20 protein-coding genes and 2 pseudogenes are annotated in these 23,140 nt (G+C 64.0%); 11 read left to right on the forward strand and 11 right to left on the reverse strand.

What is annotated here, in order from left to right:
- The first annotated feature begins 486 nt into the window (after window positions 1-486).
- The gene (locus LQU92_RS06805; protein WP_230779238.1) at window positions 487-1,497 is read left to right on the forward strand and encodes a glycosyltransferase; all 1,011 of its coding nucleotides are present in this window, start codon (window positions 487-489) and stop codon (window positions 1,495-1,497) included.
- A gap of 165 nt (window positions 1,498-1,662) precedes the next feature.
- Here LQU92_RS06805 and LQU92_RS06810 read toward each other — a convergent pair.
- Window positions 1,663-2,006: pseudogene (locus LQU92_RS06810) on the reverse strand (integrase core domain-containing protein); the annotation flags it as partial.
- A gap of 274 nt (window positions 2,007-2,280) precedes the next feature.
- Between LQU92_RS06810 and LQU92_RS15260 the strand changes: the two are divergent.
- Window positions 2,281-2,841, forward strand: a pseudogene (locus LQU92_RS15260) (helix-turn-helix domain-containing protein); the annotation flags it as partial.
- Window positions 2,842-2,908: 67 nt separating this feature from the next.
- Window positions 2,909-3,445: a transposase gene (locus tag LQU92_RS15265; RefSeq protein WP_308071595.1), complete on the forward strand. Its 537-nt coding sequence runs from the start codon at window positions 2,909-2,911 to the stop codon at window positions 3,443-3,445.
- Between the two features lie 203 nt (window positions 3,446-3,648).
- Here LQU92_RS15265 and LQU92_RS06820 read toward each other — a convergent pair whose 3' ends face one another.
- The 8 genes from LQU92_RS06820 to LQU92_RS06855 form a co-directional block, all read right to left on the reverse strand.
- Entirely contained in the window at window positions 3,649-5,037 is a 1,389-nt protein-coding gene (locus tag LQU92_RS06820; protein ID WP_230779241.1) for a hypothetical protein, read from the reverse strand.
- Between the two features lie 228 nt (window positions 5,038-5,265).
- The gene (locus LQU92_RS06825; protein WP_230779244.1) at window positions 5,266-6,360 is read right to left on the reverse strand and encodes a glycosyltransferase family 4 protein; all 1,095 of its coding nucleotides are present in this window, start codon (window positions 6,358-6,360) and stop codon (window positions 5,266-5,268) included.
- A gap of 52 nt (window positions 6,361-6,412) precedes the next feature.
- Window positions 6,413-7,477, reverse strand: coding sequence for a glycosyltransferase (locus tag LQU92_RS06830; RefSeq protein ID WP_230779628.1), 1,065 nt, complete (start codon window positions 7,475-7,477; stop codon window positions 6,413-6,415).
- A 2-nt stretch (window positions 7,478-7,479) separates the two neighbouring features.
- Complete coding sequence (locus LQU92_RS06835; protein ID WP_230779247.1) at window positions 7,480-8,661, reverse strand: hypothetical protein; 1,182 nt, start codon at window positions 8,659-8,661, stop codon at window positions 7,480-7,482.
- Between the two features lie 55 nt (window positions 8,662-8,716).
- A complete protein-coding gene (locus LQU92_RS15380) occupies window positions 8,717-9,760 on the reverse strand; it encodes a glycosyltransferase family 4 protein (protein WP_374229667.1) in 1,044 nt (347 codons plus the stop codon).
- Between the two features lie 91 nt (window positions 9,761-9,851).
- Window positions 9,852-10,982 (reverse strand): glycosyltransferase, encoded by a 1,131-nt coding sequence (locus LQU92_RS06845; RefSeq protein ID WP_230779253.1) that lies wholly within the window; start codon window positions 10,980-10,982, stop codon window positions 9,852-9,854.
- Window positions 10,983-11,137: 155 nt separating this feature from the next.
- Window positions 11,138-12,691: a sugar transferase gene (locus tag LQU92_RS06850; RefSeq protein WP_230779256.1), complete on the reverse strand. Its 1,554-nt coding sequence runs from the start codon at window positions 12,689-12,691 to the stop codon at window positions 11,138-11,140.
- Between the two features lie 289 nt (window positions 12,692-12,980).
- Window positions 12,981-14,456 carry a sugar transferase gene (locus tag LQU92_RS06855; protein WP_230779259.1) on the reverse strand — a complete coding sequence of 492 codons (1,476 nt, stop codon included), beginning with the start codon at window positions 14,454-14,456 and terminating at the stop codon, window positions 12,981-12,983.
- Between the two features lie 333 nt (window positions 14,457-14,789).
- Between LQU92_RS06855 and LQU92_RS06860 the strand changes: the two genes are divergently transcribed.
- The 8 genes from LQU92_RS06860 to LQU92_RS06895 all read left to right on the forward strand — a co-directional run bounded on the left by LQU92_RS06860 (window position 14,790) and on the right by LQU92_RS06895 (window position 20,703).
- Window positions 14,790-15,581: a WecB/TagA/CpsF family glycosyltransferase gene (locus LQU92_RS06860; protein WP_230779262.1), complete on the forward strand. Its 792-nt coding sequence runs from the start codon at window positions 14,790-14,792 to the stop codon at window positions 15,579-15,581.
- A 256-nt stretch (window positions 15,582-15,837) separates the two neighbouring features.
- A complete protein-coding gene (locus LQU92_RS06865; protein ID WP_230779266.1) occupies window positions 15,838-16,464 on the forward strand; it encodes a 50S ribosomal protein L25/general stress protein Ctc in 627 nt (208 codons plus the stop codon).
- A gap of 124 nt (window positions 16,465-16,588) precedes the next feature.
- Window positions 16,589-17,170, forward strand: coding sequence for an aminoacyl-tRNA hydrolase (gene pth, locus LQU92_RS06870; RefSeq protein WP_230779270.1), 582 nt, complete (start codon window positions 16,589-16,591; stop codon window positions 17,168-17,170).
- 359 nt (window positions 17,171-17,529) lie between these two features.
- Entirely contained in the window at window positions 17,530-18,606 is a 1,077-nt protein-coding gene (locus LQU92_RS15270; RefSeq protein ID WP_230779274.1) for a helix-turn-helix domain-containing protein, read from the forward strand.
- 285 nt (window positions 18,607-18,891) lie between these two features.
- Window positions 18,892-19,143 carry a hypothetical protein gene (locus LQU92_RS06880; RefSeq protein WP_230779276.1) on the forward strand — a complete coding sequence of 84 codons (252 nt, stop codon included), beginning with the start codon at window positions 18,892-18,894 and terminating at the stop codon, window positions 19,141-19,143.
- Entirely contained in the window at window positions 19,140-19,436 is a 297-nt protein-coding gene (locus LQU92_RS06885; protein ID WP_230779279.1) for a hypothetical protein, read from the forward strand. The genes LQU92_RS06880 and LQU92_RS06885 overlap by 4 nt, the downstream gene beginning before the upstream one ends.
- Before the next feature lie 134 nt (window positions 19,437-19,570).
- Window positions 19,571-20,296, forward strand: coding sequence for a GAF and ANTAR domain-containing protein (locus LQU92_RS06890; protein ID WP_230779281.1), 726 nt, complete (start codon window positions 19,571-19,573; stop codon window positions 20,294-20,296).
- A 14-nt stretch (window positions 20,297-20,310) separates the two neighbouring features.
- Window positions 20,311-20,703, forward strand: coding sequence for a hypothetical protein (locus LQU92_RS06895; protein WP_230779283.1), 393 nt, complete (start codon window positions 20,311-20,313; stop codon window positions 20,701-20,703).
- A 67-nt stretch (window positions 20,704-20,770) separates the two neighbouring features.
- Here LQU92_RS06895 and LQU92_RS06900 read toward each other — a convergent pair whose 3' ends face one another.
- Both LQU92_RS06900 and LQU92_RS06905 read right to left on the reverse strand, forming a co-directional pair.
- Window positions 20,771-22,426, reverse strand: coding sequence for an MFS transporter (locus LQU92_RS06900; protein WP_230779286.1), 1,656 nt, complete (start codon window positions 22,424-22,426; stop codon window positions 20,771-20,773).
- A gap of 172 nt (window positions 22,427-22,598) precedes the next feature.
- A complete protein-coding gene (locus LQU92_RS06905) occupies window positions 22,599-22,937 on the reverse strand; it encodes a hypothetical protein (protein ID WP_230779288.1) in 339 nt (112 codons plus the stop codon).
- Window positions 22,938-23,140: the final 203 nt, after the last annotated feature.

The raw sequence follows: 23,140 nt of genomic DNA on the forward strand, positions 1-23,140 counted from the left end.
CACCGCGCTATGCGAAATGAAGAACTGATCCAACGCTGAGCAGCCGTTGTTTCCCAGGAGAAGGCTTTCGAGCAGGAAGGCTGTTCGAATACTGGTATATGATTTCTCTTACAATAATAGGACCGAGAAGGTCTCCAAAGTTATTAACTCTTCCTCTCTTAGGGATTCTGCTCCACAAAGGCCCAGAACCAACTGATAACCGAGGGTTCCATGAAAAAACGGTAACTCCATGTACGATGTCCATAGGTTGTTTCCTATCCCAAATTTGCAGAAGTGTGCGAGTGGAATTGGTAAGTAACGTGGTAACGTTGACAAACTAGTATGCAAGTACACTAAGGCGAATTTCCTAATTGCTTAGCGTTAAAGATGAGGGTGGAAATTACACCTACATGGGATTATATCGGTGCTCCGAGCGAGAGCTATGATTTTGGCACGCTGACGGCGTGGCGCGAGCTGCTGCGACCTGTCACCAGATACTATGGCTGAATGGAAAAGAATGCTGATTTGCTGCATATAGTCGAACCTGGGGGCCGAGGAGGTGTTTATCAACACGTTCTCGGCGCGATCCAGAATGGAACTTATGACAAATATTCAGAAGTAGTTATTCATACAGCCAAAGATGCCGAGTTGACGCCCGCATTTGAAAATGTAGCGTATTGCCATTGTATGAGATATCAACGCATGGGACCGCGCGGGCTTAGAGCGGTAGCGTCCCTTTTCTGGGTGCTGGCATTCATGCTGCCTCATCTATTTGTGTCCATGTTGCGACGTCCGGGGGAGTGGGAGGTGCAGGGACTTTTCGGAAAGGGTATTTATACTATTTTTGTGATTATTCCAAAATTAGGTGGGCACAAGACAACTTTTGTCCCGCATAATAGTTTTTCGCGGAATAATAGCAAAATGGAAATTGAGTTAATGAGATGGGCATTGCGCCTTGCCTCTAGGGTCGTTGTGTTCGTCGATGCAGAAATAAATAAGTTCGACAATGTGCGCATATTGGAGCGGCGTCGCCTTTGGCAGTATCTCCTAAAAGTTGATCCAGCCACTATTGAGGAATGGAAGGAGCGCGTCGGCGCTTCAGGCAGGCCCGTAGTCGCATTCATAGGTCAACTAAGAGAGGATAAGAATCCCGAACTTCTCCTGGAAGCCGCCAGTTCTATCTCGAATCCTTTAACTTTAGTTTTTGCTGGCCAAGATAAAGGGGCAGTGCAGTCTATACGGAATTTTGCACTTGCTAGTCATCACGAGCGCATAGTAATCGATTCCTACTTAGATTCTGTCGACTTTCAAGCACTTATAATGGTGAGCACTGTCGTCGTTTGTCCTTATGAAGTGGCCAGTCAGAGTGGAGTTCTTGCGTTGGCGACACAGCTCGGTACGCCCGTTATTGCATCCAATGTCGGAGGCCTCTCTGAGCAGGCCGATGTTGTATTCGAAGTAGGCGGAAAAGACGCGGCCGCAGCTCTCGCCTCTGCCTTAAATAGCTTTCTATCCTAAGAATCCATTTATTACTTATTGTAATGGCCAAACGTAAATTTCGTTCATGCTTTTCCGATAAATCGCTAGCAGTCAGTTGAGGGATTGCCATCCGCAAATGGTGTAAAAGTATGGGAGATGCATCCACCTTCTCTCATGTAATACTGGTAGGGTGGCGGCTGGGTGTTAGTTGTAAGAGGGCATGACGTTATTATCTTGGGCCGGGGTGCGTGAGGCCGGGCCTGATCGCCGCAGGCAAAGTGGGGCCGGTGGTAGTCGAAGTGGTACACCCAGATGCCGGTGATTTCCCGGCGGGCCTGCTCGCTGGCGTAGAGCCGGGCATAGAGCACCTCACGGGCCAGCATCCGGTTGTACCGTTCGACCTTCCCGTTGTGCCAGGGCGTGTAGGGACGGATGTGCTGGTGCCGGCCAGCGATGGCCTCCACGGGGCGGGTAAAGTCGCGGGCCTTATAGTTGGCGCCGTTGTCGGTGACCACACGGTGCAGCCGGGTGATGCCGTGGGTAGTAAAAGGGCCCTTCACAGATGAGCATGGGCAGCCGGGGCGCGCGGGCTTCTCGAGGGGTGTGTTGTGAGGGCTGGGTAGAGGTCGAGGCCTCCAGGATGGGTAGCGACCAAGCAACCTGATCCATGAAGGCCTCGACGTGTCTCATGCTATCTGCGCGCCCGCGTGCGCGCTCTTCGACCTGTCCGACGTCCACGTCCTGGCCGTCGAGCGTGGTCCGCGCTCGTTCACTCTGGTGGTGGAGACCGTGGCGACGCTGGTGGGCTGCCCCTCCTGCGCGGTGCTCGCCACCGGGCACGGCCGGCGGCAGGTCCTGCTCCACGACCTGCCCTGCGCTGGGGTGCCGGTGCGGGTTCGCTGGCGCAAGCGGATCTACCGCTGCCTCGAGGACGCCTGCGGGCTCACGACGTTCAGCGAGGTCCACGAGCTGGCCGCGCCGCGGGGCAAGCTCACCACCCGCGCGATCGCCTGGGCCGTGGCCCAGCTGCGCTCCCACGACATCGCGGTCTCGGCCCTGGCGGAGATGCTCGGGGTCGCCTGGAACACCGTCTGGGACGCCGTCGCCCCGGCCATCGAGGACCAGTTGGCCGCAGAGGACCGGCTGGCCGGGGTCAACGCCTTGGGCGTGGACGAGCACGTCTGGCGCCACGTGGGCCCGCCCGGCACCGGGCTGGTCACCGGGATCGTGGACCACTCCCGCGGTGAGGACGGACGGCCCCGAGCCAGGCTGCTGGACCTGGTCAAGGGCCGCACCGGGGCCGCCTACGGCGACTGGCTCACCGCGCAGGGGCCGGGGTTCACGAGCGGGATCCGCACCGCGACCCTGGACCCGTTCCACGGCTACGCCAACGCGATCCGCGACGAGCTCCCGGAGGCCATCACGGTGCTCGACGCCTTCCACGCCGGTCTTGCTCGGTGGCCAGGTCGTCGACGAGGTCCGCCGCCGCGTGCAGCAGGACGCCCTCGGCCACCGCGGGCGGGCCGGAGACCCGTTGTACGGGATCCGCCGCACCCTGCAGATCGGGGTGGAGCACCTCACCGAGCGGCAGATCTGCCGGCTCAACGCGAAGCTCGAGGCCGGGGACCCGCACCACGAGGTCACCATCGCCTGGCACTGCTACCAGAAGCTCCGCGCCGTCTACCACGCCCGCCCCGAGCAGGGACGCCGGCTGGTCGCCGAGATCCTGGATGCCTTCCCGTCCTGCCCCATCCCGGAGATCGCCCGCCTCGGCCGCACACTGCGCCGCTGGAGGGCCGCGATCCTGGCCTACTTCGACACGAACGGTGCCTCGAACGGACCCACGGAGGCGATCAATGGCGTGATCGAGACGATGCGCCGAGTCGCCCGCGGCTTCCGTAACTTCGACAACTACCGCTTACGCGCCCTCCTCGCCGCCGGCGGACACCGGCCCTGGCGACAAGCCCCTACCCACACTCCAATGTGAAGGGCCGGTTAATGCCCAGTTCCCGGGCGACGTCGCGCACCCCACGGTTGCACATGCAATACCAGCGCGCCACCATGATCGTGGAATTCCGGAAGGTATTTGATCACTTACCCCATCAGGAACTCCATCACTGGATTTCCTAAATCTGAAGAATTTCGGACGATGGGCGCCACTCCACTTATGCCGAACACCAATCGACCTATTCAGTGCTTCAAATCATGCAAATAACTAGGACGCGACGCGCGCAAATAAGTGCTCGGCGCTTTCGCTACAAGGTAAATTACATATATTTGAATAGATAGGAAAATGTCGAAAGCATCACCAGCTAACGGAAAACGAGCGACAAAATAGAGCACTGAGCAGCACAGAATTGCATCGAAAGCAAAGTAAGATATTAATAACTTGGCGATAAACATGGCGAAAACAAACAACACAATACCACCCAAGACTGATCCAGAAACCAGTGAAAAGTAGCCAGGTCCCGATACAAAAATTCCACCAGCGGTCAAACCCAAGAAGTCTTGGCCTATTGTGGATCCGAGAAGTACGGGTTTATTCTCCCAGATCTGGCGCGGTACAAAGTTGAGAACAGATAAGAGCGGGTCGAAATACTGAGGGGAAAAACCTTTATCTAACAGTGACTGCGCAAGGACCATGCCGTCAATGCTATCGAATCCAACTCTTTGTATGGCATTGAGTGGATCCCGAGTAACGGCCAGGAGCACATCAGTGGGAGCGGCTGGCGCACCGCGGGCGAGCAAGCCACGCCACGTTGATTGGTAAGAAAAGACCAAGAATATAAGAGGTGCCAATAGCGCTCCGGATTTCAGAATACCGTAACGCTTATCCGCGACTATTCGTATAAGAATCGCAATAAGAATCAACGCGATCGGGCTTCGATTGGCTGACAAGAATAACAAAGCAGTATAGACCGCTGCTAGCGCTGGGAAAAAGCGTCCTGCCTCCCTTTTCCATGCAGTCACAACATATGCGACGTAAACTGCGCTGGCCCAATAAAAAAGCGCTTGCAGACCATTGCCCGAGCCCTGACCACGAGTGAGAAACGTTTCCTGTTGTTCTGAAAATGAGATTGTACTTACGCCGACAAACCCCATTATTGCCAGTATGACAGCTGAGGAGGCGCTCCATGTAGAAATCGACCTGGCATTATGATGCGACTCTAGAAATCTGGGTGGATGACGAAACGGAAAAGTAAGTCTAGTAGCCAAAAGCGCAAAGATAATTGATATACACCATAAACTGTAGGCGCCTGCATACTCATCAATACCGAGATAACCAGTGTACCTGAGCCGCATCAATTTAGTATTATGTATATCCGCAATCGCCGCCAAAAGCACTAGCGACATAGTAACCAGTAAAAAACACAAAATTAGATCTGCTATTTCAACAAGCCCTGCGCGCGGATTCAGTTCAGATATTTTGTATAAGGTGACGCCAATATATAATGTGGCTAGTAAAATCACGGAAATGCCCGCTCCAATATAATTGTCAATAGAAGAAAACAGGCTGAGGACAATGACTAGCGCAAATAGCACAGTTGTCTGAACTGACGACTTTAAATTGTTTTGCATCGAAAAAGTACTCAAAACAGGTATGGCTCCTGACCTACAAAAAATGATGTTTACGCCTTCGGATGCAAATACTTTTGGTGGATACATCGTATATATACAATCGAACAGGCGTGGCGCACTAGGCAAAATATTTTTGCAGGGATATTTAGCACGCGACCGCCATAAGCCCTATTGGGAAAATCTCTGACCATTAGGACTTAATTTCGAGCACATATTGCTCGAGGTGGGCTAGCGGGATATTTGATCTAATAATTCCTCATATTCCCCGAGTGCAGCGGTCAGCGAGTACCGATCCGGAAGCTGACTGCTTCGGCCCGGCAGTGGTGGTATGGACAACCAAGCCCCAGCAACGCTAGCGGAGGTTGGCTGAGCATAAACTACCTTATCTGCTAAATCTGGCGGCAAATTGGCATTTTTGCAGGTCAGGACCGGCAGGCCCGAGGCAAGGGCTTCTAATATGTTCATGGGCAACCCTTCCCTACGTCGGGTCGGAAAAACCAGCAAATCAGCTGCGGAATAATAGCGCGGCAAATTCTCACGATTGATCTGACCAACAAAATGAACTCGGTCGGTTAAACCGTAGTCGCTGGCCATGCGTTTCAACTCATTAGCTTGAGGGCCAGTACCGCATATTATAAAATGCCACTGACTTATAGGTAAAGTCGACATCGCTTGAATGGCAAGATCGATGCCCTTTTGTCGGTGTAAACGTCCAGCAAAAAGCGCGATTTTGCATGAAGGGGATAGATTAAGTATTTCGCGTACCTGGTCGCGAGCATTTCGATCAAAAGACCATTTGTTAGTATCAACATAATTTGGAATTATTGATAACTTAGAAGGAGGAACACTTAAAGGGGCGCGTGACAACTGCTCTCGCACGCCGTCGCTAATGGCAATGGTGTGATCGAATCTGCCGTAAGCGAATCTTTCCCTCGCAATTCGTGTCACGTTGATGGGAATTTTCACCGCTTCCTTAGGCGAGAGGGAGGCCAATGAGGATTTGACTTCATGCCAAGCCGTGCCATGGCATTGGGCAATAATGGGAGAGTGATTCCAAAAACGATGTAATCGGAACGACCCAGCTGCACTGCTAATACTAAGTATTACGTCAGGTGCCCACGCTGCCCACTCGCTTTTCGCGTTAGGAGCGCCCATCCACCATCGTATGGAGTATTTGCCTGGCCGAGCCCCGCGAACTTGCCAAGTATGACTGAAATATTCACGCATGCGCGATTGATCGAAACCGGGCGTCGTTAATAGTGCAAGTTCGTACTTACGCGCACTTGCCAAATTGAGTGCTAAATCCTGTAAAACAGCCTCCATGCCACCTGCCCCAGCATGGTCAGATGTGGAACGACTGACGAGAAGAATTCGTCTAACTGGCAACATCGTCCATCACCTCCTCAAGCTTGGTAAGATGGTTTTCGAGGGAGAATTTCGTTGCCCATTGTCGGCAAGAGTTTGCCGGCACCTTAAGCGCATCGAAAATAGCCGGTCCGAAGGAGTCCAAATCTTGACTCGATGTTAACTGCCCGTTGACTCCGGGCTTAATGGTCTCCAGGTAACCGCCACTCGGTATGCCGACGACGGGAGTGCCTTCGAGGTTGGCCTCCAGTACGGTCAGACCAAAATCCTCTCGACCCGTCGCCAGAAGGACGTCGGCGTGCTGGTACAACCATTTGAGCTCTCCGTCGGAGACTCGGCCTAGGCCGATTACCGCCTCTTCGGGGGTGTCCAGTTCCTCTGTTCCTCCGCCAATGACTACGAGAGCACGGCCAGCCTTCCGAGCGATCTCGGCCGCCTCGCGAATCCGCTTATATCCCCTATTCCTCGCCACGATGAGCAAAAACTGATCCGGGAGCGGCCTTGCAGGTGCCGTGGCTTGGGCCGCTATCGGTGAGACTGGCGGAGATACAACCTCGCTGTCTACGCCGTAGGCACTCCAAATGCGTTCCTGTGTCACTACCGAATTGCTGATGAGACGATCCATTCGACCCATGGCAGGAGCATCCTTCTGCTTAAGATAGTTACTAGTAAGGTATAAACCTGCCCTGGGCACGCTGGACAGCCCCATCTTGTAGTCTTCCGCTGCATAAAGCCACCGTGCCGGCGAATGAACGTAGGCCACGGTGGGAGTATTGTAACGGAACTGATGAGCCCAGCCACTAGTCGAAACAAGTGCTACGTCTGCATTATCTACGACAACGCTTCGAGCAAGGAGAGGTAGCGTGGGCAGAAATTTATGTAAATGCTTTGACCAAAACGCTCCATATAACTTTGCTTTGACTTTAGACGGATCAATGGTCGAGAACGTGTTGCGCTGGTCATAGGCGAGGGTGGATATAGTGCTCGAGCCGAAGTGGCTAGCCCATGCTGCCGCGACTCTTTCCGCTCCTCCCATCTGCACGAAATAATCGTGAGCCAATGCAATGTGTCGCATGTTCACCTTCGGGTTAAGATTCTTGACGATAAAAACAGTGTGGACGCGGCGATGATGGTACATAAGATCCGTGCCGTAACCACGAGCAACGCTGCACTATGCGCCGTGAGATTGTCGGATAATGCAATGAGGCCCGTCGCAACAATGGCAGTTCCACATACAGGTGCGATAGCACTCCTTGCGGCACGCCCAGTCCCCGCAAAGACAGAGCCAACGGAGGCTGTCAGTGAGGAGAAAAGCGTGCCTATTACGAGAATTCTTATGAGATTGCTGGCCGGCGCAAATTCATCCCCAAACAGAATCGTAGTTACAAATGGCGCCGCAACCCAGAGTATCGCAGCCGAAAGACCGACGAGTCCGTTGCCGAGCACTGCTGTGTTGAGAACAACCCTGCGAGGTGATCCTTTGCTGGTCTCAGAAAGCAAATTCCTAGACGTGACCGTCGAGAGTATCAAGGGGATTTCGGCCACGGTCACAGCAACGGCATACATGCCCAGATCTCTAGCGTCCAGGAACAATGGCAGCGCGGCTTGATCGAGTCTGCTATTGAGCACGTTGGCAATTTGACCCGATCCCGCAAAGAGGACGTAAACATAGAATGCCTTGGCCTCAATTGGCCGTGCCTTTGGCATGGACCTCTGGACGGAGCCGCGTAGGCTATTCAGCTTGGGAAAAAGAACTAGTGCTGCAATCAAGCCGGGCAAAAGATAGCCAATTACATATGGTTCAACTTGGGTGATGCCAATAAACACAAGGAAAGAAATCGAAAACAAGCGGAGTACTGCAAAAAGTGCTCGTTCAGTGTCCAGCCGACCGAGAGCGCCCCAACCTTGTAGCACTGACCTCTGAAGTGCAATTAATAATCCTAGGAAACTTGTGCACCATATGAGAAAAATGAACCCTCTGCTCATGCCCGTGATGTCGGAAATACGAGAGGAATAGAGGAACATAATGATGGCGGTCACGCCCACAGTCAGAATGACTACGGTGCCAACGTATTTCCGAATTGCTGAAAATCCCTGGCCGCGACCAACGAAGAATGTGACTGCGGTCGGCACACCCGCGAGCAGGATGGCGTCTATTACCGTCAATGGCTGCAAGACCGAGGCGAGTTCACCTCGTCCCTCTGGGCCTAAGGCTCTAGCCAGGAGCGGCCCCGTGATGAGCCCTACGAGGGGGAGCATTGCATAAGCTAGGGTCCCCCTGAAGAGTTTCTTGAGCTCCGCAGCTCCAGCCGCCCTACGCATCTACGTTCAGCAAATCGCTATAAACGTGTTCCCAGGAACGACCTCTCGTCCAGTCGCGTTGCATCATCGAGTCCATACGCGCCGCGCGGGGATTTTTCAGATAGTCGATAATCGCAGTTGCCAATTCTGCCGGGTTATTTGGGGCCACAAGACGGAGCCGTGTATTTTCGGCGAGTTCGGGGATGCCCCCCACTTTGGTTGCCACGACGCACGCCTGGCTGGCGAAGCCCTCGATCACGGACAGACCGCAAGGCTCTTCCCATACGGAGGGTACGACGTGTAGAGCGGCATTGTTCAATGCCCGTGGGATTCTGTCGGGAGGCACGGGTCCCATGAACTCAACGTTTAAATTGGGGTGAGTGAAGTCGAACCTCAGACTCTCTTCGTAAGAGGACAAGGTTGCGGGCATAAAAGTTCGACCGCCAATAATTCGTGCGGATACGTGGCGCTCCTCGGCGACCTGTTTAAGGGCAGCGAGTAAGATATGTACACCTTTTTCGGGAATCAGGCGCCCTGCGTAACTTACGTCGAACCCTTTTTCGGGTTGCTCGTCCTTCGCAGGCTCAAAAAGCTGAGCGTTAACGCCGTGGAGGACTGCCCTCGTTTTGTGCTTCGTCATAGCGGGCGTCATCTTGCCCCGGGTTGCTAAATCCTGCCTGATGAATTCGCTGACACAAATGACGCGATCACAATGATTTACAACGTTCCTAATCGTTGCGGATGGAATCCCTTGAAGTATTCTGTTGTGCACGTATAAGTATAAACGGGCGTCTGGGTAAGAGCGGCGAATACTTCGGAGCATCCAGGGTTGATTATGGCAAAAAATATGTGTGGGACTTTCCCGTTCCCGTGAAACGTGAGCACCAGTCAGCGCTCTGCCGATTGCATACTTGGCCGCTGAGTCGATAAGGCGTGCAGCGCGATGCCGGGAATGAGGTGACGCGGGTATCAAGAGTTCGCGGACGTGCGGCAGATCGTTTCTGCTGTTCTTTACGCCGACGATCCACGCTTCGTTTCCGCGTCGATGCGCTGCCATTTGCAGACTCTTGGCCACGGTTAGGATCGCGGAGCCATTGCGTCTCGATAGCTCGTCCGATTCCGGAACAATGTGCCACTCTTCTCGCAAACTATTTCTCCCGTGTCAGTAGGTCTAAAGCCTGTGCGGTTCTTGATTCCCACGAGTGCTTTGCTGCGCGGCGCCGCCTTTCGACTATGGTTTCTTTGTCAACGTCTGCGACTCGCGTCGTCGTTTCGGCAAACTGCGATCCAGATGCGACGTGTATGTCCTGGTCGGCGACGTGAACGAGGCTGGGGAGTGGAGTGCTTACAACGGACAGGCCCGAGGCCAAGTACTCGTAGACCTTCATTGGGAAAACGCCTGTTGTATATTCATTGACGTGGTAGGGGATCAGTCCCACAGTGCATGCATTGAGAGCTGATGCGAGTTCGGGGGGGCGCAAGTTCCCGAGATACCTAACGTTGGGGTACTGCAGGAGGTCGGTAAGGTCTCTCGAGGTGTTCGTGCCATCGATCGCGTGTGGTCCGGCCAGGAGGAGCTCCATGCCAGAGCGTGCGATGTCGAAGAGCAGCTTGAAGTCGACTTTTCCGGGCGTCAGATTACCAGCAAATATCGCTCGAGAGCGTCGTTGGTTGCCGTTCGCATTGGCATAGAGCCGCGTGTCCGCTACGTTTTGCCACAGACGTATGGATTTGTTTGTCATGGCAGACAGGTGGTCCTTAACCCCTGTGCTCGAAGCAATTACTTCGTCTGCGTGTTTGACGAGATTTCGCTCGCTCTCCAAGAGAAACTGAGCTGGCAGATTGGGGAGGGTGTGCAGTAAGTCGACCGAATGATAAACGGTCTTATCAAAGTGCTTTTCGATCCCATAAGTTACGGGAGAGAACGACCAGAGGAGTGTAGTCCCTTTCGACTGCGCGACAAGTTTATGTACTTGAGTGTTAAAAAGCCTGCCGTTGATAGCTCTGGCTGCAGCGAGGCCGTGTAGAGGCAGTACGTGGGGTTTGATGATCCGAAGCCTCGATGTCGAGCGTTCGAGGGTCGCCGGAGCGGCATACCTGGTGGCGCGGGTAGCGATACGTGCAAGATCAGCTTTTGAAATGACTGGACGTCGAAGCCCCAAGGATTCGATGTACGTCACGTCCACATGATCCGCCAAGCGACTTGCAAGATGCTGCTTGTTCGTCCACACGTCGGCGTTGAAATCGGCCGTCGACAGGACGAATACGTTGTCGATCATTGATTCTTCCTTTAGGCGCATCACGTGTGTGCGCGGTTTTGGCATGTGCGAACTTGCGAGACTTCTGAGCGGTCTATGTTGGCATAAATGTGGAGTGCATGGTCTCCTGCGAGCGCGGCATGTTCCTGGTCAGGGAGTGCGCACGTTGTGCAGTTTCAGTACGCGCCCTCTTTTGCTATCACGGCCTTCACCGTGCGTCCGAGAATCAACATGTCTTCGATGGGCGACCAGTTCTCCACGTAGTAGAGGTCCAGACGGACCGACTGCTCCCAGTCCAGGTTGCTGCGGCCCGAGACCTGCCAGAGGCCGGTGATGCCCGGCTTCACGCGCATGCGGCGGTGGACGTAGTCCTCGTACTGCTCGACCTCCTGGGGGAGGGGCGGGCGGGGGCCGACCAGGGACATGTCGCCCTTGAGGACGTTGAGGAACTGGGGCAGCTCGTCGAGGGAGTATCGGCGCATCCATTTTCCGGGGCCGGTGACACGGGGGTCGTCCTTCATCTTGAACAGCAGGCCGGCGCCCTCGTTGCGCTCCCTGAGCTCCTTGAGGACCTGCTCGGCGTCCGTGCGCATGGAACGGAACTTCAGCATCCTGAACCGGCGCCCGTCCTGGCCCACGCGCTCCTGGGCGAAGAGGGCAGGGCCCTTGTCGTGGGCCCTCACGATGCCTGCCAGCGCCAGCAGCACGGGGGAGAGGACCAGCAGGGCCACCGAGGAGAGGAGGATGTCCATCGCCCGCTTGGTCAGTGCCCGGCCGCGGCTGAGCTTCGGGGTGGCCACGTGGATCAGGGGCAGACCGGCGACCTGCTGCATGTGGATGCGGGGGCCGGCGATGTCCGTCAGGCCGGTCTCCATGACCAGGCGGATGCGGGCGTCGGCCAGCTGCCAGGACAGGTGGCGGATCTCCTTGGTGGACAGCGGCACGTTCTGGGAGACGATCACCGTCTCGATGCCGTGGCGGCGGCAGGTCGCCACGATGCCGTCCACGGACGGGGATTCGCCGGCGGGCAGGGCGTTGGGGGGCAGCTCGACGCGGCGCAGCTCGGGCGGGAGCTGCCGCTTGGTCGTGGGGGCGTAGACGGCGGCGGTGTCGAAGCCGGCCATGGGGTGGCGGCGCAGGGACTGGTGCAGCTCGGTCACCCCGGCCAGGCGGCCGACGAGCAGCGTGCGGGAGAGCGACTCCCCGATCGCGCGCTCCTTGGCCAGGGCGTCGCGCAGCACGAACCGCCCGCCGATGAGCAGGCCCAGGCCCAGGGGGAGGGCGATGAGCACGTAGCTGCGCGCCGTCGGGATGGCGAAGGCGAAGGACACGATGGCCAGGGCGCCGAAGAGCACGAGCGTCGCGGAGACGACCTGGCGGGTCTCCTCGAGGCCGTAGCCGATCAGCCGGACGTCCCGGGCCCCGCGCAGCTCGAGGAAGCCCCACCACACCAGGGCCAGGGCAGTGCCGACGATCCAGTACGGCACGGACAGCGGCCCGAGGTCCAGGCCGGCGTTCTCGAGCTGGAAGCGGATGAGGTGGGTGCCCATCAGGGCGAGGGCGACGGCGAGGGCGTCGACCGCCCGCATCCCGGTGACGTAGCGCCTCCGCCAGCCGGTGGTCGTGGGGGAGGTGCCCGGTGCCTCGGCGCGCGTGGACCCGGTCGAGTCCGCGGGCCGGGCTGTACCTGGTAGGTACGCGGCGGTGGCGTTCTCCTGCACCTTGAGCATCGGTCGGTTCCCTCCCCGAACAGGCACGAGCCCGCCCAGGGGGTTGCCTGTCTCCCGGGGGAGGAGACGGTGGGGGGTTCGTGCGGCAACACGTCTGCAGTCAGTTTAGGGGCGCAAATAGATGAAAGTTCTTCTGTGTCACCGATTGTTCACATTCGGGAAGCGGTGGGCCCGGCTTCCCGCGCAACGGCGTCGTCGCACGTCATCCTGCCGGTCCGCGCACCGGGGAGGGGCCCGGCGCGCGGTGGACGAATGTCCAGAATTCGTCCCCCGGCTGGGGGACGGGCCCCTAGTGGGCGCCCTCCTTGGCGACGACGGCGCGCACGGTGCGGGCGAGGATGACCAGGTCCTGGACCGGGGACCAGTTCTCCACGTAGTAGAGGTCCAGGCGCACGGCCTGGTCCCAGTCGAGGTCGTCGCGCCCGGAGACCTGCCACAGCCCGGTGATCCCCGGCTTCACGCGCAGCCGGCGGTGGACGTGGGCCTCGTACTGGGCGACCTCGCTCGGCAGGGGCGGGCGCGGGCCCACCAGGGACATCTCGCCCTTCAGGACGTTGAGGAACTGGGGCAGCTCGTCCAGGGAGTACTTGCGCATCCACTTCCCGGGGCCGGTGACGCGGGGGTCGTCCGCCATGAAGAACAGCACCCCGCCCTTGGCGTCGTTGCGCGCCATGAGGGCGGCCTTGCGCTCCTCGGCGTCGGGGTACATGGAGCGGAACTTCAGCATTCGGAAGGCTCGCCCGTCGAGGCCGGTGCGCTCCTGGGCGAAGAGCACGGGCCCGCCGTCGTGGCGCTTCACGATCAGCGCCAGCACCGCCATGACGGGGGCGAGCAGGAGCAGGGCGGTGGCCGCGCCGGCGACGTCGACCGCCCGCTTGAGCAGCAGCCGCGAGCGCGAGAGCCGCGGGGTGGAGACGTGGATCAGGGGCAGCCCGGCCAGGTGCTGGGTGTGGATGCGCGGGCCAGCGACGTCGGTGAGCCCGGTGTCCAGGACCAGGCGCACGTGCTCGTCGGCGAGGTACCAGGAGAGGTGGCGCACCTCCTCCGAGGACAGCGGGGCGGAGGCGGCCAGCACGAGGGTCTCGATCCGGTGCTCCCGGCACGCGGCGACGATGTCCTCCACGCCCGGCCGGCCCCCGGCCGGCAGGAGGTTGGGCGGGACGTCCACGCCCGCCAGGGAGGCGGGGAGGACGAACGACGACGACGGGGCGTAGACCGCCACCGGCGCGAAGCCCGACTCCGGGTGCTCCTGGAGCGAGCGCACCATCTCGACCACCCCGGGGACCCGGCCCACCACGAGGGTGCGGGTCATGGCGGTGCCGGCGCGGCGGGCCCGGATCAGGCGGTGGCGCACGAGGCTGCGCCCGGCCAGCAGCAGCACCAGGCCGGTGGGCAGGGCGGCGACGATGTAGCCGCGGGCCATGGGGATGCCCAGGGCGTAGGAGGCGATGGCGAGCCCGCCGAAGAGCACGAGGGTGGTCGAGACCACCTGGCGGTACTCCTCGGTGCCGTAGCCGATCAGCCGGACGTCGCGGGCCCCGCGCAGCTCGAGGAACGCCCACCACGCGGCCGCCAGGGCGATGCCGACGGCCCAGTACGGGACCGGGACGGGCCCGACCTCGAGGCGGTCCGATCTCGAGCCGAAGCGCACGAGCTGGGTGAGCGCGAGCGCGCCGGCCACGGCGAGCGCGTCGGCGCGGCGCATCGCCGCGATGTAGCGCTCCCGCCAGGCGGCCGGGCGCACGGACAGGTTCTTCTTCAGCATGATGGACACTCCCCCCGAAGTGCTGGACGGGGGAACCGGAACACTCCCTGACGCCCCCCGGCGTGGTTCCGGCTCCCCCGTGGACTACGACTTTACTGACGCACATTCATGCAAACAGGAGCAGAACAGGGGACATCGGATCCCCGATGTGGGGGCATTTTCATGGAGTCCTGATTGCTAGCGTGAATGCGCACGCATCGAGCGCGGCGCACGGGCTGCGGCCGCGCACCGGCGTGCACACGCGGGATCCGGGGGGATCCCGCCGCCGGCCGGGGGACACCGGCCGGCCCGTTGCAGGCGGCAGCCGCCGCCGTCCGTTCTGGGGGGAACCACATGCTCAAGCACCAGAGGCAGCTCAGCCGCACCGGCGAGATCGAGATCCCGGTCAGCGGGGTGCGCGTCACGCCGATGGACGCCGGCGAGCTGCTGCGCTGGATCGACGCCACGTGGGGGCAGCGGCGCAAGGCCGCGATCCTCGCCCACAACCTGCACAGTCTCTACACGTGGGAGGTCAACCCGGTCTTCCGCGCCTTCTACGAGCAGGCCGAGGTGGTGCTCACCGACGGCTTCCCGGTCCTGAAGCTCGCGAAGTGGCGCTCCGGGCGCGACCTGTCCGCCAAGCGCCACCGCCTCGGCACGCTGGACTGGCTGCCCGGCCTGATGAGCGAGACGCCGGTGCGGCGCGTCGCCGTCGTCGGCGCCACCCCGGAGGGCAACGCCCGCACGGTCGGACTGCTCCAGGCCCAGGCCCCGGACCGGGAGGTCCGCGGCTGGGCGGGGGAGGGGTGGAACCCGGGGCTCGAGGAGCGCGTCGTGGCCGAGCTGCAGGAGTTCGCTCCCGACTTCGTCATCGTGGGCCTGGGCATGCCGCTGCAGGAGGAGATGCTCAGCCGCCGCTGGGCCGAGCTGCCCACGGCGATCTACGCGGCCGTGGGCGGCGGGATCGACGAGTACGCCGGGATCCAGAAGCCCCCGCCCCGCTGGCTCGGTCCGCTGGGCCTGGAGTGGGCCTACCGGCTGCTCACCCAGCCGCGCCGGCTGGGCCACCGCTACGTCGTCGAGCCCTGGCTGCTCGCCGGCCACCTCGCGCGCAAGGCCGTGGCCGGGGAGCGCGCGCGGGGCTGAGCGCCCCTGGTTTCCCCGCGCTCCCGGGGCGGGCCCGTGCTACTCTGGTGCGGTTGCCAAGGCGAGGGGACCCCTGTGGTCCCGTGATCGACGAGGCTGGTTCGAGGATCCCGACCCCGGGAGCGCGGCACGCATCCGTTCGTGCACGGCACGGCTTCCGCCGTCCGGGGAGGGTCTGCGGCCGGTGTCCTCGCCCGGCCGATCCGAGTGAGCTGCTCCCGGCAGTTCCCGTCCAGACCCGCACCGAGGAGTTCCCATGGTCGAGACCATCAAGATCCCCGCCGAGACCCGCACCGACTTCGGCAAGGGCTACGCCCGCCGCATCCGCGCCAACGACCAGATCCCCGCGGTCGTCTACGGCCACGGCGCCGAGCCCAAGCACGTGATCATCCCCGGCCACATCACCATGCTCGCGGTCCGCAACCGCAACGCCGTGCTCGAGCTGCAGCTCGACGGCGGCAAGGAGCTCGTGATGGTCAAGGACATCCAGCGCCACGCCACCCGCCCGGAGATCCTCCACGTCGACCTGCTCGCCGTGCGCCGCGGCGAGAAGGTCGAGGCCGAGATCCCCGTCCACGTCATCGGCGAGGTCGCCCCGGGCGCCGTGCACAACGTCGAGGAGAACACCCTCACCGTCGAGGCCGAGGCGCTGAACATGCCCGAGTCCCTCACCATCAACCTGGACGGCCACGCCGCCGGCGACCACGTCTACGCCGCCGACGTCCGCCTGCCCGAGGGCGTGACCATGGTCTCCGACGCCGAGCTGCTCGTGGTCAACGTCTCCGAGCCGCAGGCCGCCGAGCTGCCCGAGGAGGGCGAGGAGTCCGCCGAGGCCGGCGCCGCCGCCCCGCAGGGCGACGTCGTCGCGGAGAACGAGGCCTGAGCCTCTCCCTCGCACTAGTGTGATCCGCGGAGCGCGGGGCGGCCCCGGCCGTCCCGCGCTCCGTGCTCTGTCGTCCCGTTTCCCTTCCGCGCTCCGCGCGCGTCCCGTGCCCGAGGAGGCATCGATGTCCGACGCATGGCTGGTCGTGGGGCTGGGCAACCCCGGCCCCGAGTACGCCCGCACCCGGCACAACGTCGGGCAGATGGTCCTCGACGAGCTCGCCGCCCGCACCGGCGGCCGCTTCAAGACCCACAAGGCCCGCGCCCAGGTCCTCGAGACCCGGTTGCGCCCCGGCGGCCCCCGCCTGGTGCTCGCCAAGCCGCTGACCTACATGAACACCTCCGGCGGGCCCGTGGCCGGGCTGGCGAAGTTCTACGACATCGACCCGGCGCGCGTCGTCGCCGTCCACGACGAGATCGACATTCCCTTCGCCGCCGTCAAGCTCAAGCTCGGCGGGGGCGAGGGCGGGCACAACGGGCTGCGCGACATGTCCAAGGCGCTGTCCACCAAGGACTACCACCGGGTGCGCGTCGGCGTCGGCCGTCCTCCCGGCCGGATGGACACTGCCGCCTACGTGCTCAAGCCCTTCTCCTCGACCGAGGCCAAGGAGCTGCCCTTCCTGCTCGACGACGCCGCCGACGCCGTGGAGCACCTCATCGACCACGGCCTGCTCGAGGCCCAGCAGAAGTTCCACGCGAAGGCCTGAAGCCGCTCGGCCTGCGGGTCCTGGGGCGGTGCTGCGTCCGGGACGGGGCCGGTGCGAGCTCCCCCTGCTGTGCCGCGTTCCGCCCCGTCGTGCCGGACCGGCACGACGCTCGTGCCGCCGCGCGCCGGTCCGTCCGCCGCGATCCCACCTCGGGGTGGGCCGTGTACCCGGTCGATGACGCGGGGCGACGGCGTGATGACGCGTCACCGTGCGCTTTCCGGACAGCCGACCGACCGGTCGGACCGGTTGGACGCATCATGCTCTCAGTCGGGCGATGACCGGCGCCGGGACCAGCCGCGCGCCGGAGGATCGCGCAGTCCGCGGCTTCGCCGTTCGTCGTCCGCCCGGGAGGAGGACGGGTGGCGCGGGAGCAGCCGAGGAGGCCGTCGCGCCCCGGCGCGTCCCGGCCCGGCCCCGTCTTCAGCCTCCCGGCCGGCGCCGAGCTGGGGGCCGACGCGATCGCGGCGCCGGGCGAGGAGCTGCGCGCCTCCGGGGACGGGCGCTGGCGCTACGAGGTGCACGACGCCGCGGCCGGCGCCGAGATCCTCGCCCGGATCTACGCGGTGCGCCGGCTGCGGATCATCGAGGACGACCCCTTCGAGCTGCTGCTCGGCGTGCGCGCCGTCGAGGGCCTGAGCCTGGAGCGGTTCCGGCTGCCCGGCGTCGTCGCCGACGCCGTGACCGACGGCGACGGCGTGCTGCGCATCGCCCAGGTGCTCGGCGGACGGCTGACGTTCTCCGAGGACCACCGGGTGGTCTCCGGCCCCGGCCCGTGGCTGCTGCCGCTGGGGCCCTACACCCCGCGGTGGGAGGACCTCGACCTGCTGACCACCACCCTCGACCTCGGCGCCGTGCAGCGCCACGCGGCCGGGCTGCTCGGGGTCGACGAGCTCAAGCTGCGCTTCACCTCCGCGAGCCCGGTCTCCCCGGCGATGGGCGAGCACCTGGCGCGGGCGGTCCTGGCGGCCGGGCGGGACGAACTGGCCAACGACGAGGCGATGGCCCAGCCCCTCGTGCGCGCCGAGCTCTTCCGCCACCTCGCCACCGCCGTGCTGCACGCCTTCCCCGGCACGTTCCTCGACCGCCCGCACGGGGCGACCGAGCACCGGGCCGTCCCGGCGGCAGTGCGCCGGGCCGTGGCGTACATGGAGGAGCACCTCGCCGAGCCGATCGGGCTGGCCGAGATCGCCGCGGCCGCCCGATTGAGCCCGCGCGGGCTGCAGGCCGCCTTCCGCCGGGCGCTCGACACCACGCCCCTGGCCCACCTCCGGCTGCTGCGCCTCGAGGCCGCCCACGTGGAGCTGCTCTCCGCCGACCCGTCCACGAGCACGGTCGCCGGCATCGCCGCCCGCTGGGGCTTCGCCCACCCCGGCCGCTTCGCCGCGACCTACCGGGAGCACTACGGGCACGGGCCGGCCGAGTCGCTCTACTTCTGAGCCCGCCCGCCGCGGCGGGCGCAGCCGGCGGATCGTGGTCCCGCAGACCTCGGGCGCGAGCGCCCGGTCCGTGACACATGAGGTCATCCAGTCGTCCGGGGGCCGCAGAGCACGTCCTCCCGGCGCACCGTCAGTTCCCTGAGCGTCGACGGGCACCGGGGGCCCGGCCCATCCTGGGGGTGCGCGCGGACGGACGAGCAGTGCCGTGCGCACCGGATCATCGATCGCCTGCGCTGCGTGAGATTCGGGCCCGACGACGTTCACGGTGGGGGACCGATGAGCACGATGCAGATCGCGAGACAGCACGCCCGGGTGCTGCGCACGTACTGTGACCGGCACGACATCGACGTGCACCGCCTCTGGTGGGCCGGCTTCCAGCTCGGCGGCGCCGTGGGGGAGACCGAGATCGACGCCTACCTGCACGGGTGCCTGCACCTGCCGCCGGCAGAGCGCGGACTCCTCGTGCGGGCGGCACAGGCGGCGGCGGGCGCGTCCTCGCCCCCGCACCCTCCGGGACGCCCCGGGGCCCCGTCATGACGACCTGGGAGGTCCGCGCATCGATCCGCACCGAGGCCCGCCCGCACCCCGCTGTCCTCACCGCGCTGCGCCGGAGCCTGCGCACGCACCCGGGGGCCGACGTGGTGCCCGTGACCGGCGGGGTCGGTGTGCGGCTGCTGGCTCCTGCACCGACACCCGCGGCCGCCTACGCGCAGGCGGTGGCGGTGCTCGCCACCGACGTGCTGCCCGTGCTCGACCCGGCCGCGCTCCAGGACCTGCAGGTCCAGCCGGTCTCCGGCGGACCGGCCGCGGAGCACCCCCGAGCGGCATGAGCGCCGCCCCGGTCCCACGCCTTGCGGGGACACATGGTGGACGTCCTTTGGCAGGCCGTACCGGTTGGGGTCAGACTGCCTGCAGAGTACGGGATGCACGGAGCCGTGCCGTTCCGCACGGAAGGCGAGCAGCCGTGGCACACGACAAAGATCCCGGCACCCTCGGAGCGGCCGTCACGGTGGCAGGGCTCCAGGGGCTGCTGTTGGAGCCCGTGGCGGCGACCGAGGCCGTGCGGCAGCTCGCCGAGGTGGCCAGAGACCTCGTGCCGACGGCCACCGGCGCCGGTGTCACCCTGGTCGACGATCACGGCGTGCCGGCCTCCACCGCGGCCACCGACCCGTTGGTCGAGCAGCTGGACGCCCTCCAGTACGAGCTCGGTGAGGGCCCGTGCCTCACCGCCTGGGACACGGTGACCACCCAGTCCGTTCCCGACACCACCACCGACCTGCGCTGGGCCGAGTGGGCGGTCGCCGCCGCGGCCGCCGGGGTCGGCTCGGTGCTCAGCGTTCCCCTCCTCCACCACGGCAAGGAGATCGGCGCGGTGAAGATCTACGCCGCAGAGCCCCAGGCCTTCACCGAGCACGAGGAGCACCTGCTGCAGCTGCTCGCCACCGCAGCGGCGGCGCTGTTGGGGTCCGCAGCCACCACGGAGAGTCTCCGCCGCACCACCGCGGCGCTGCAGGCCACCCTGGCCGAGCGACAGGCCCTCCAGCGCGCCATCGGGGTGCTCATGGAACGCCACGACCTCGAGCCCGAGGCCGCCCACGCCCTCCTGGTGCGGGCCGCCGGGGAGCAGCGGACGACCGTGCACGACCTCGCGGTGCGGGTGGTGCACCGTTCGGACGACCCTCGGGTCTGACGGGAGGCCCCGTCATGGACGACGACGCTCTCGGGGCCGACCAGGCCCGGCGGCTGCACCGGGGCCTGCGCACGGCCGGCCTCGGTGCCCAGGCCCTGTGGCTGCACTACGCCCGCCTCGGCGGCACCGTGCACCTGCTCGAGGTCGAGGCGTACCTCCACTACTCCCTGGCCCTGCCGGCTCGGCAGCGGGACCTGCTCGACCGGGCGCTCGCCGAGCTGGCCGCGGATCTGCAGGTCCCGACCCTGCCGTTCGCCGACGACCATCCGGCTGGGCCCTCCGGGGAGCCGGACAGCGGCAGGACCGGCGGTCCGCTGCGGTCGGAGCCGGAGGGCGGCAGCCGGCGGGACCAGGGCCGGGGGCGGCGGGACCGGGGCGAGAACGCCCTGGAGTCCGGTCCTGCGTGAGACCTGGCCTCTCGCTCCGGGCCCGCTCGGCCTGCGCTGGATCGACCCGCGTCCGCTCGTCCTGCGCCTACTCGCTCGGACCGGGCTCCGGTCCCTGCGTGGTGGTCGCCTGCCGTTCCCGGTCGATCCACTGCCGCTCAGCTGCTGCGCCCGCGGGGTCCTCGGGGCGCCGTGCGCCGTCCCGATCGGGTGCCGGCTCGCCCCGCCCGGTCGGCGTGCTCTCCTCCGCATTCGTCTCCGCGGCCGCGTCCTGCGCGGCAGCCCGTGCGTACTCGGCGGAGACCCTGCGGTAGACGGGCGTGAGGAAGGCCAGCAGGGCGGCGGCGACCATGACGAGGCCGGCGACGAGGAAGATCAGGGCGATGCCGCGGGAGGTGCCCTGGCCCAGCAGCGGTGCCAGCTGTGCGGAGCCCTCCGCGGAGCGGGCGTAGGGGATGATCCACACCTCGGCGACCGGGGCGATGAGGAACGCGGTCACCGGTGCCGCCGCGGACTCGAAGGCCATCGCGAAGCCGAAGACCCGGCCCTGCCGCTCGAGCGGGACGACCCGCTGGATGACGGTCTGCTCGGCGGCCTCCACGAACGGGACGAGCACGAGGTAGAGCCAGATGCCGGCCACGTACAGCCAGGCCCACTCCCGCACGGTGAACACCGCACCGAGCACGCCCATGACGACCACGGCCAGGAGCATGGTGCGCAGCGGGTTCCTCCCGAGGCCGAACTTGCCGATCAGCGCCCCGCCGGCGATGAACCCGGTGGCGCCGAGGGCGAAGACCCCGCCCCAGATCTCCACCGGGAACATCTCGAGGCCGTAGGGGTCCATCAGGGCCATGTAGACCCCGCCGATGAAGTTGTTGAACGTGGAGAACAGGATCAGCGCGAACAATCCCGACACGGCGAGCACGGCGGCGAAGGACCCGCGCAGGTCGAAGCCGCCGGAGGCGTCCGTCGCGGCCGCGCGCACCTCCTCGGGCATGCGCAGGAGGAGCAGGTGGGCGAAGGCCACGGCCGTGAGCGCCACGGCCACGGCGATCGTCCACCCCATGCCCAGCAGTCCCACCGACAGGCCGGAGAGCACCGAGGTGACGATGAACATCAGCCCCTGCACCATGCCGACCAGGCCGTTCGCGTTGGCCCGGCGGTCCGGGTCGATGAGGATCGTGACCGTGGTGGACAGGGCGATGTTGCGCATGTTCTCCACGACCGCCCCGATCAGCACGACCAGGGCGAAGACCCAGATCCACGGCTGCGTCAGGTCGGTCATCCAGGCGGCCGGGGTGAGGGCGAACAGGGCTCCGGCCAGGGCGAACACGACCAGGGTGAAACCGGCGGCGAAGCGCATCACCGACAGCTTCCGGTAGCGGTCCACGAAGGTGCCGAAGCTGATGCTCGAGAGCGCGATCAGCAGCATGTAGGCCCCGCCGACCACCCCCGTGGCGATGACGTTGCGGGTCTGCAGATACACCCAGAACGTCAGGGCGAACCACAGGTAGCTGGTGGTGACGTTGGCCAGTGCGGTGTTGACCAGGATCCCGGTGAAGGTCCGGAACCGCTGCTGCGGGGTGCGCACGGAGGTGTCCACCGCGCCCGGGTCGACCAGGGCGGGAGGGCCGGCGTCGGAGGCCGGAGGGGGAGTGGTGGGTGCGGTGACGGCCGCATCCGCGGGGAGCCCGGCGCCGCCGTCCGGAGCCGGTGCGGTCCGGGACGGTTGCTGCTCGTCCATGCCCACCAGTCTAGGAGTGACCGGGGACACGGTAAGCCGGAGGTCCCGGCGCCCCGCCCCGGCTCAGGGGCTCCGCCGCTTTGAGTCCGTGCGTGGCTCGGCCTCGGACGGCGGGTCCGTGTCCCCGGCCTCCGCACCGTGCCGGGCCACCGCCGGGCGAGCCTCGGCCGGGTCAGGCGGCCCGTCCGGCGAGGTCCCCGCCGTGGCCCGGCCACGCGGGTCCGGGGCGGTGGCCCGGGAGGCCGTTGGGCACGCGCATCCGCACGGGGCTGACGTGCGGGGAGGACCCGTCCGCGATCGCCCACCGCAGCAGGTCCACGGCCGCCGCCTCCACGTGGACGGCGTCGGTGAGGTCGACGGTCACCGTCGTCGGCGGGAGCTCCGTCCGGACCCGGCCGACGAGAGCGTGCAGCGCGTGCTGGTTGGTCTCGGTGAGGCAGCCGGTGACGACGAGCCGGACGTAGGCTCCGTCGAGGTCGATCTGGACGAGCACGGACAGCTTGTGGTTCATCGCAGCACCCTTCATCGCGTGCCAGGAGGTCACGGCCACGGCTCGACCGGGAACACCACGCTACGCCCGCATCCGTGCTCCGACGAGCAGCGACGGGAACGGTGCGCATTCCGGACCCCGGTACCCGGGAACATCGTGTTGCCAACGGACGGAGCGGTTCCCCGCCGTCGGCGGGGAACCGCTCCGCAGGACGCCCGTGCCGT

It is taken from the genome of Kocuria sp. LUK (genome assembly GCF_021012935.1).
In the GTDB taxonomy this organism is placed as follows: Bacteria; Actinomycetota; Actinomycetes; order Actinomycetales; family Micrococcaceae; genus Kocuria; species Kocuria flava.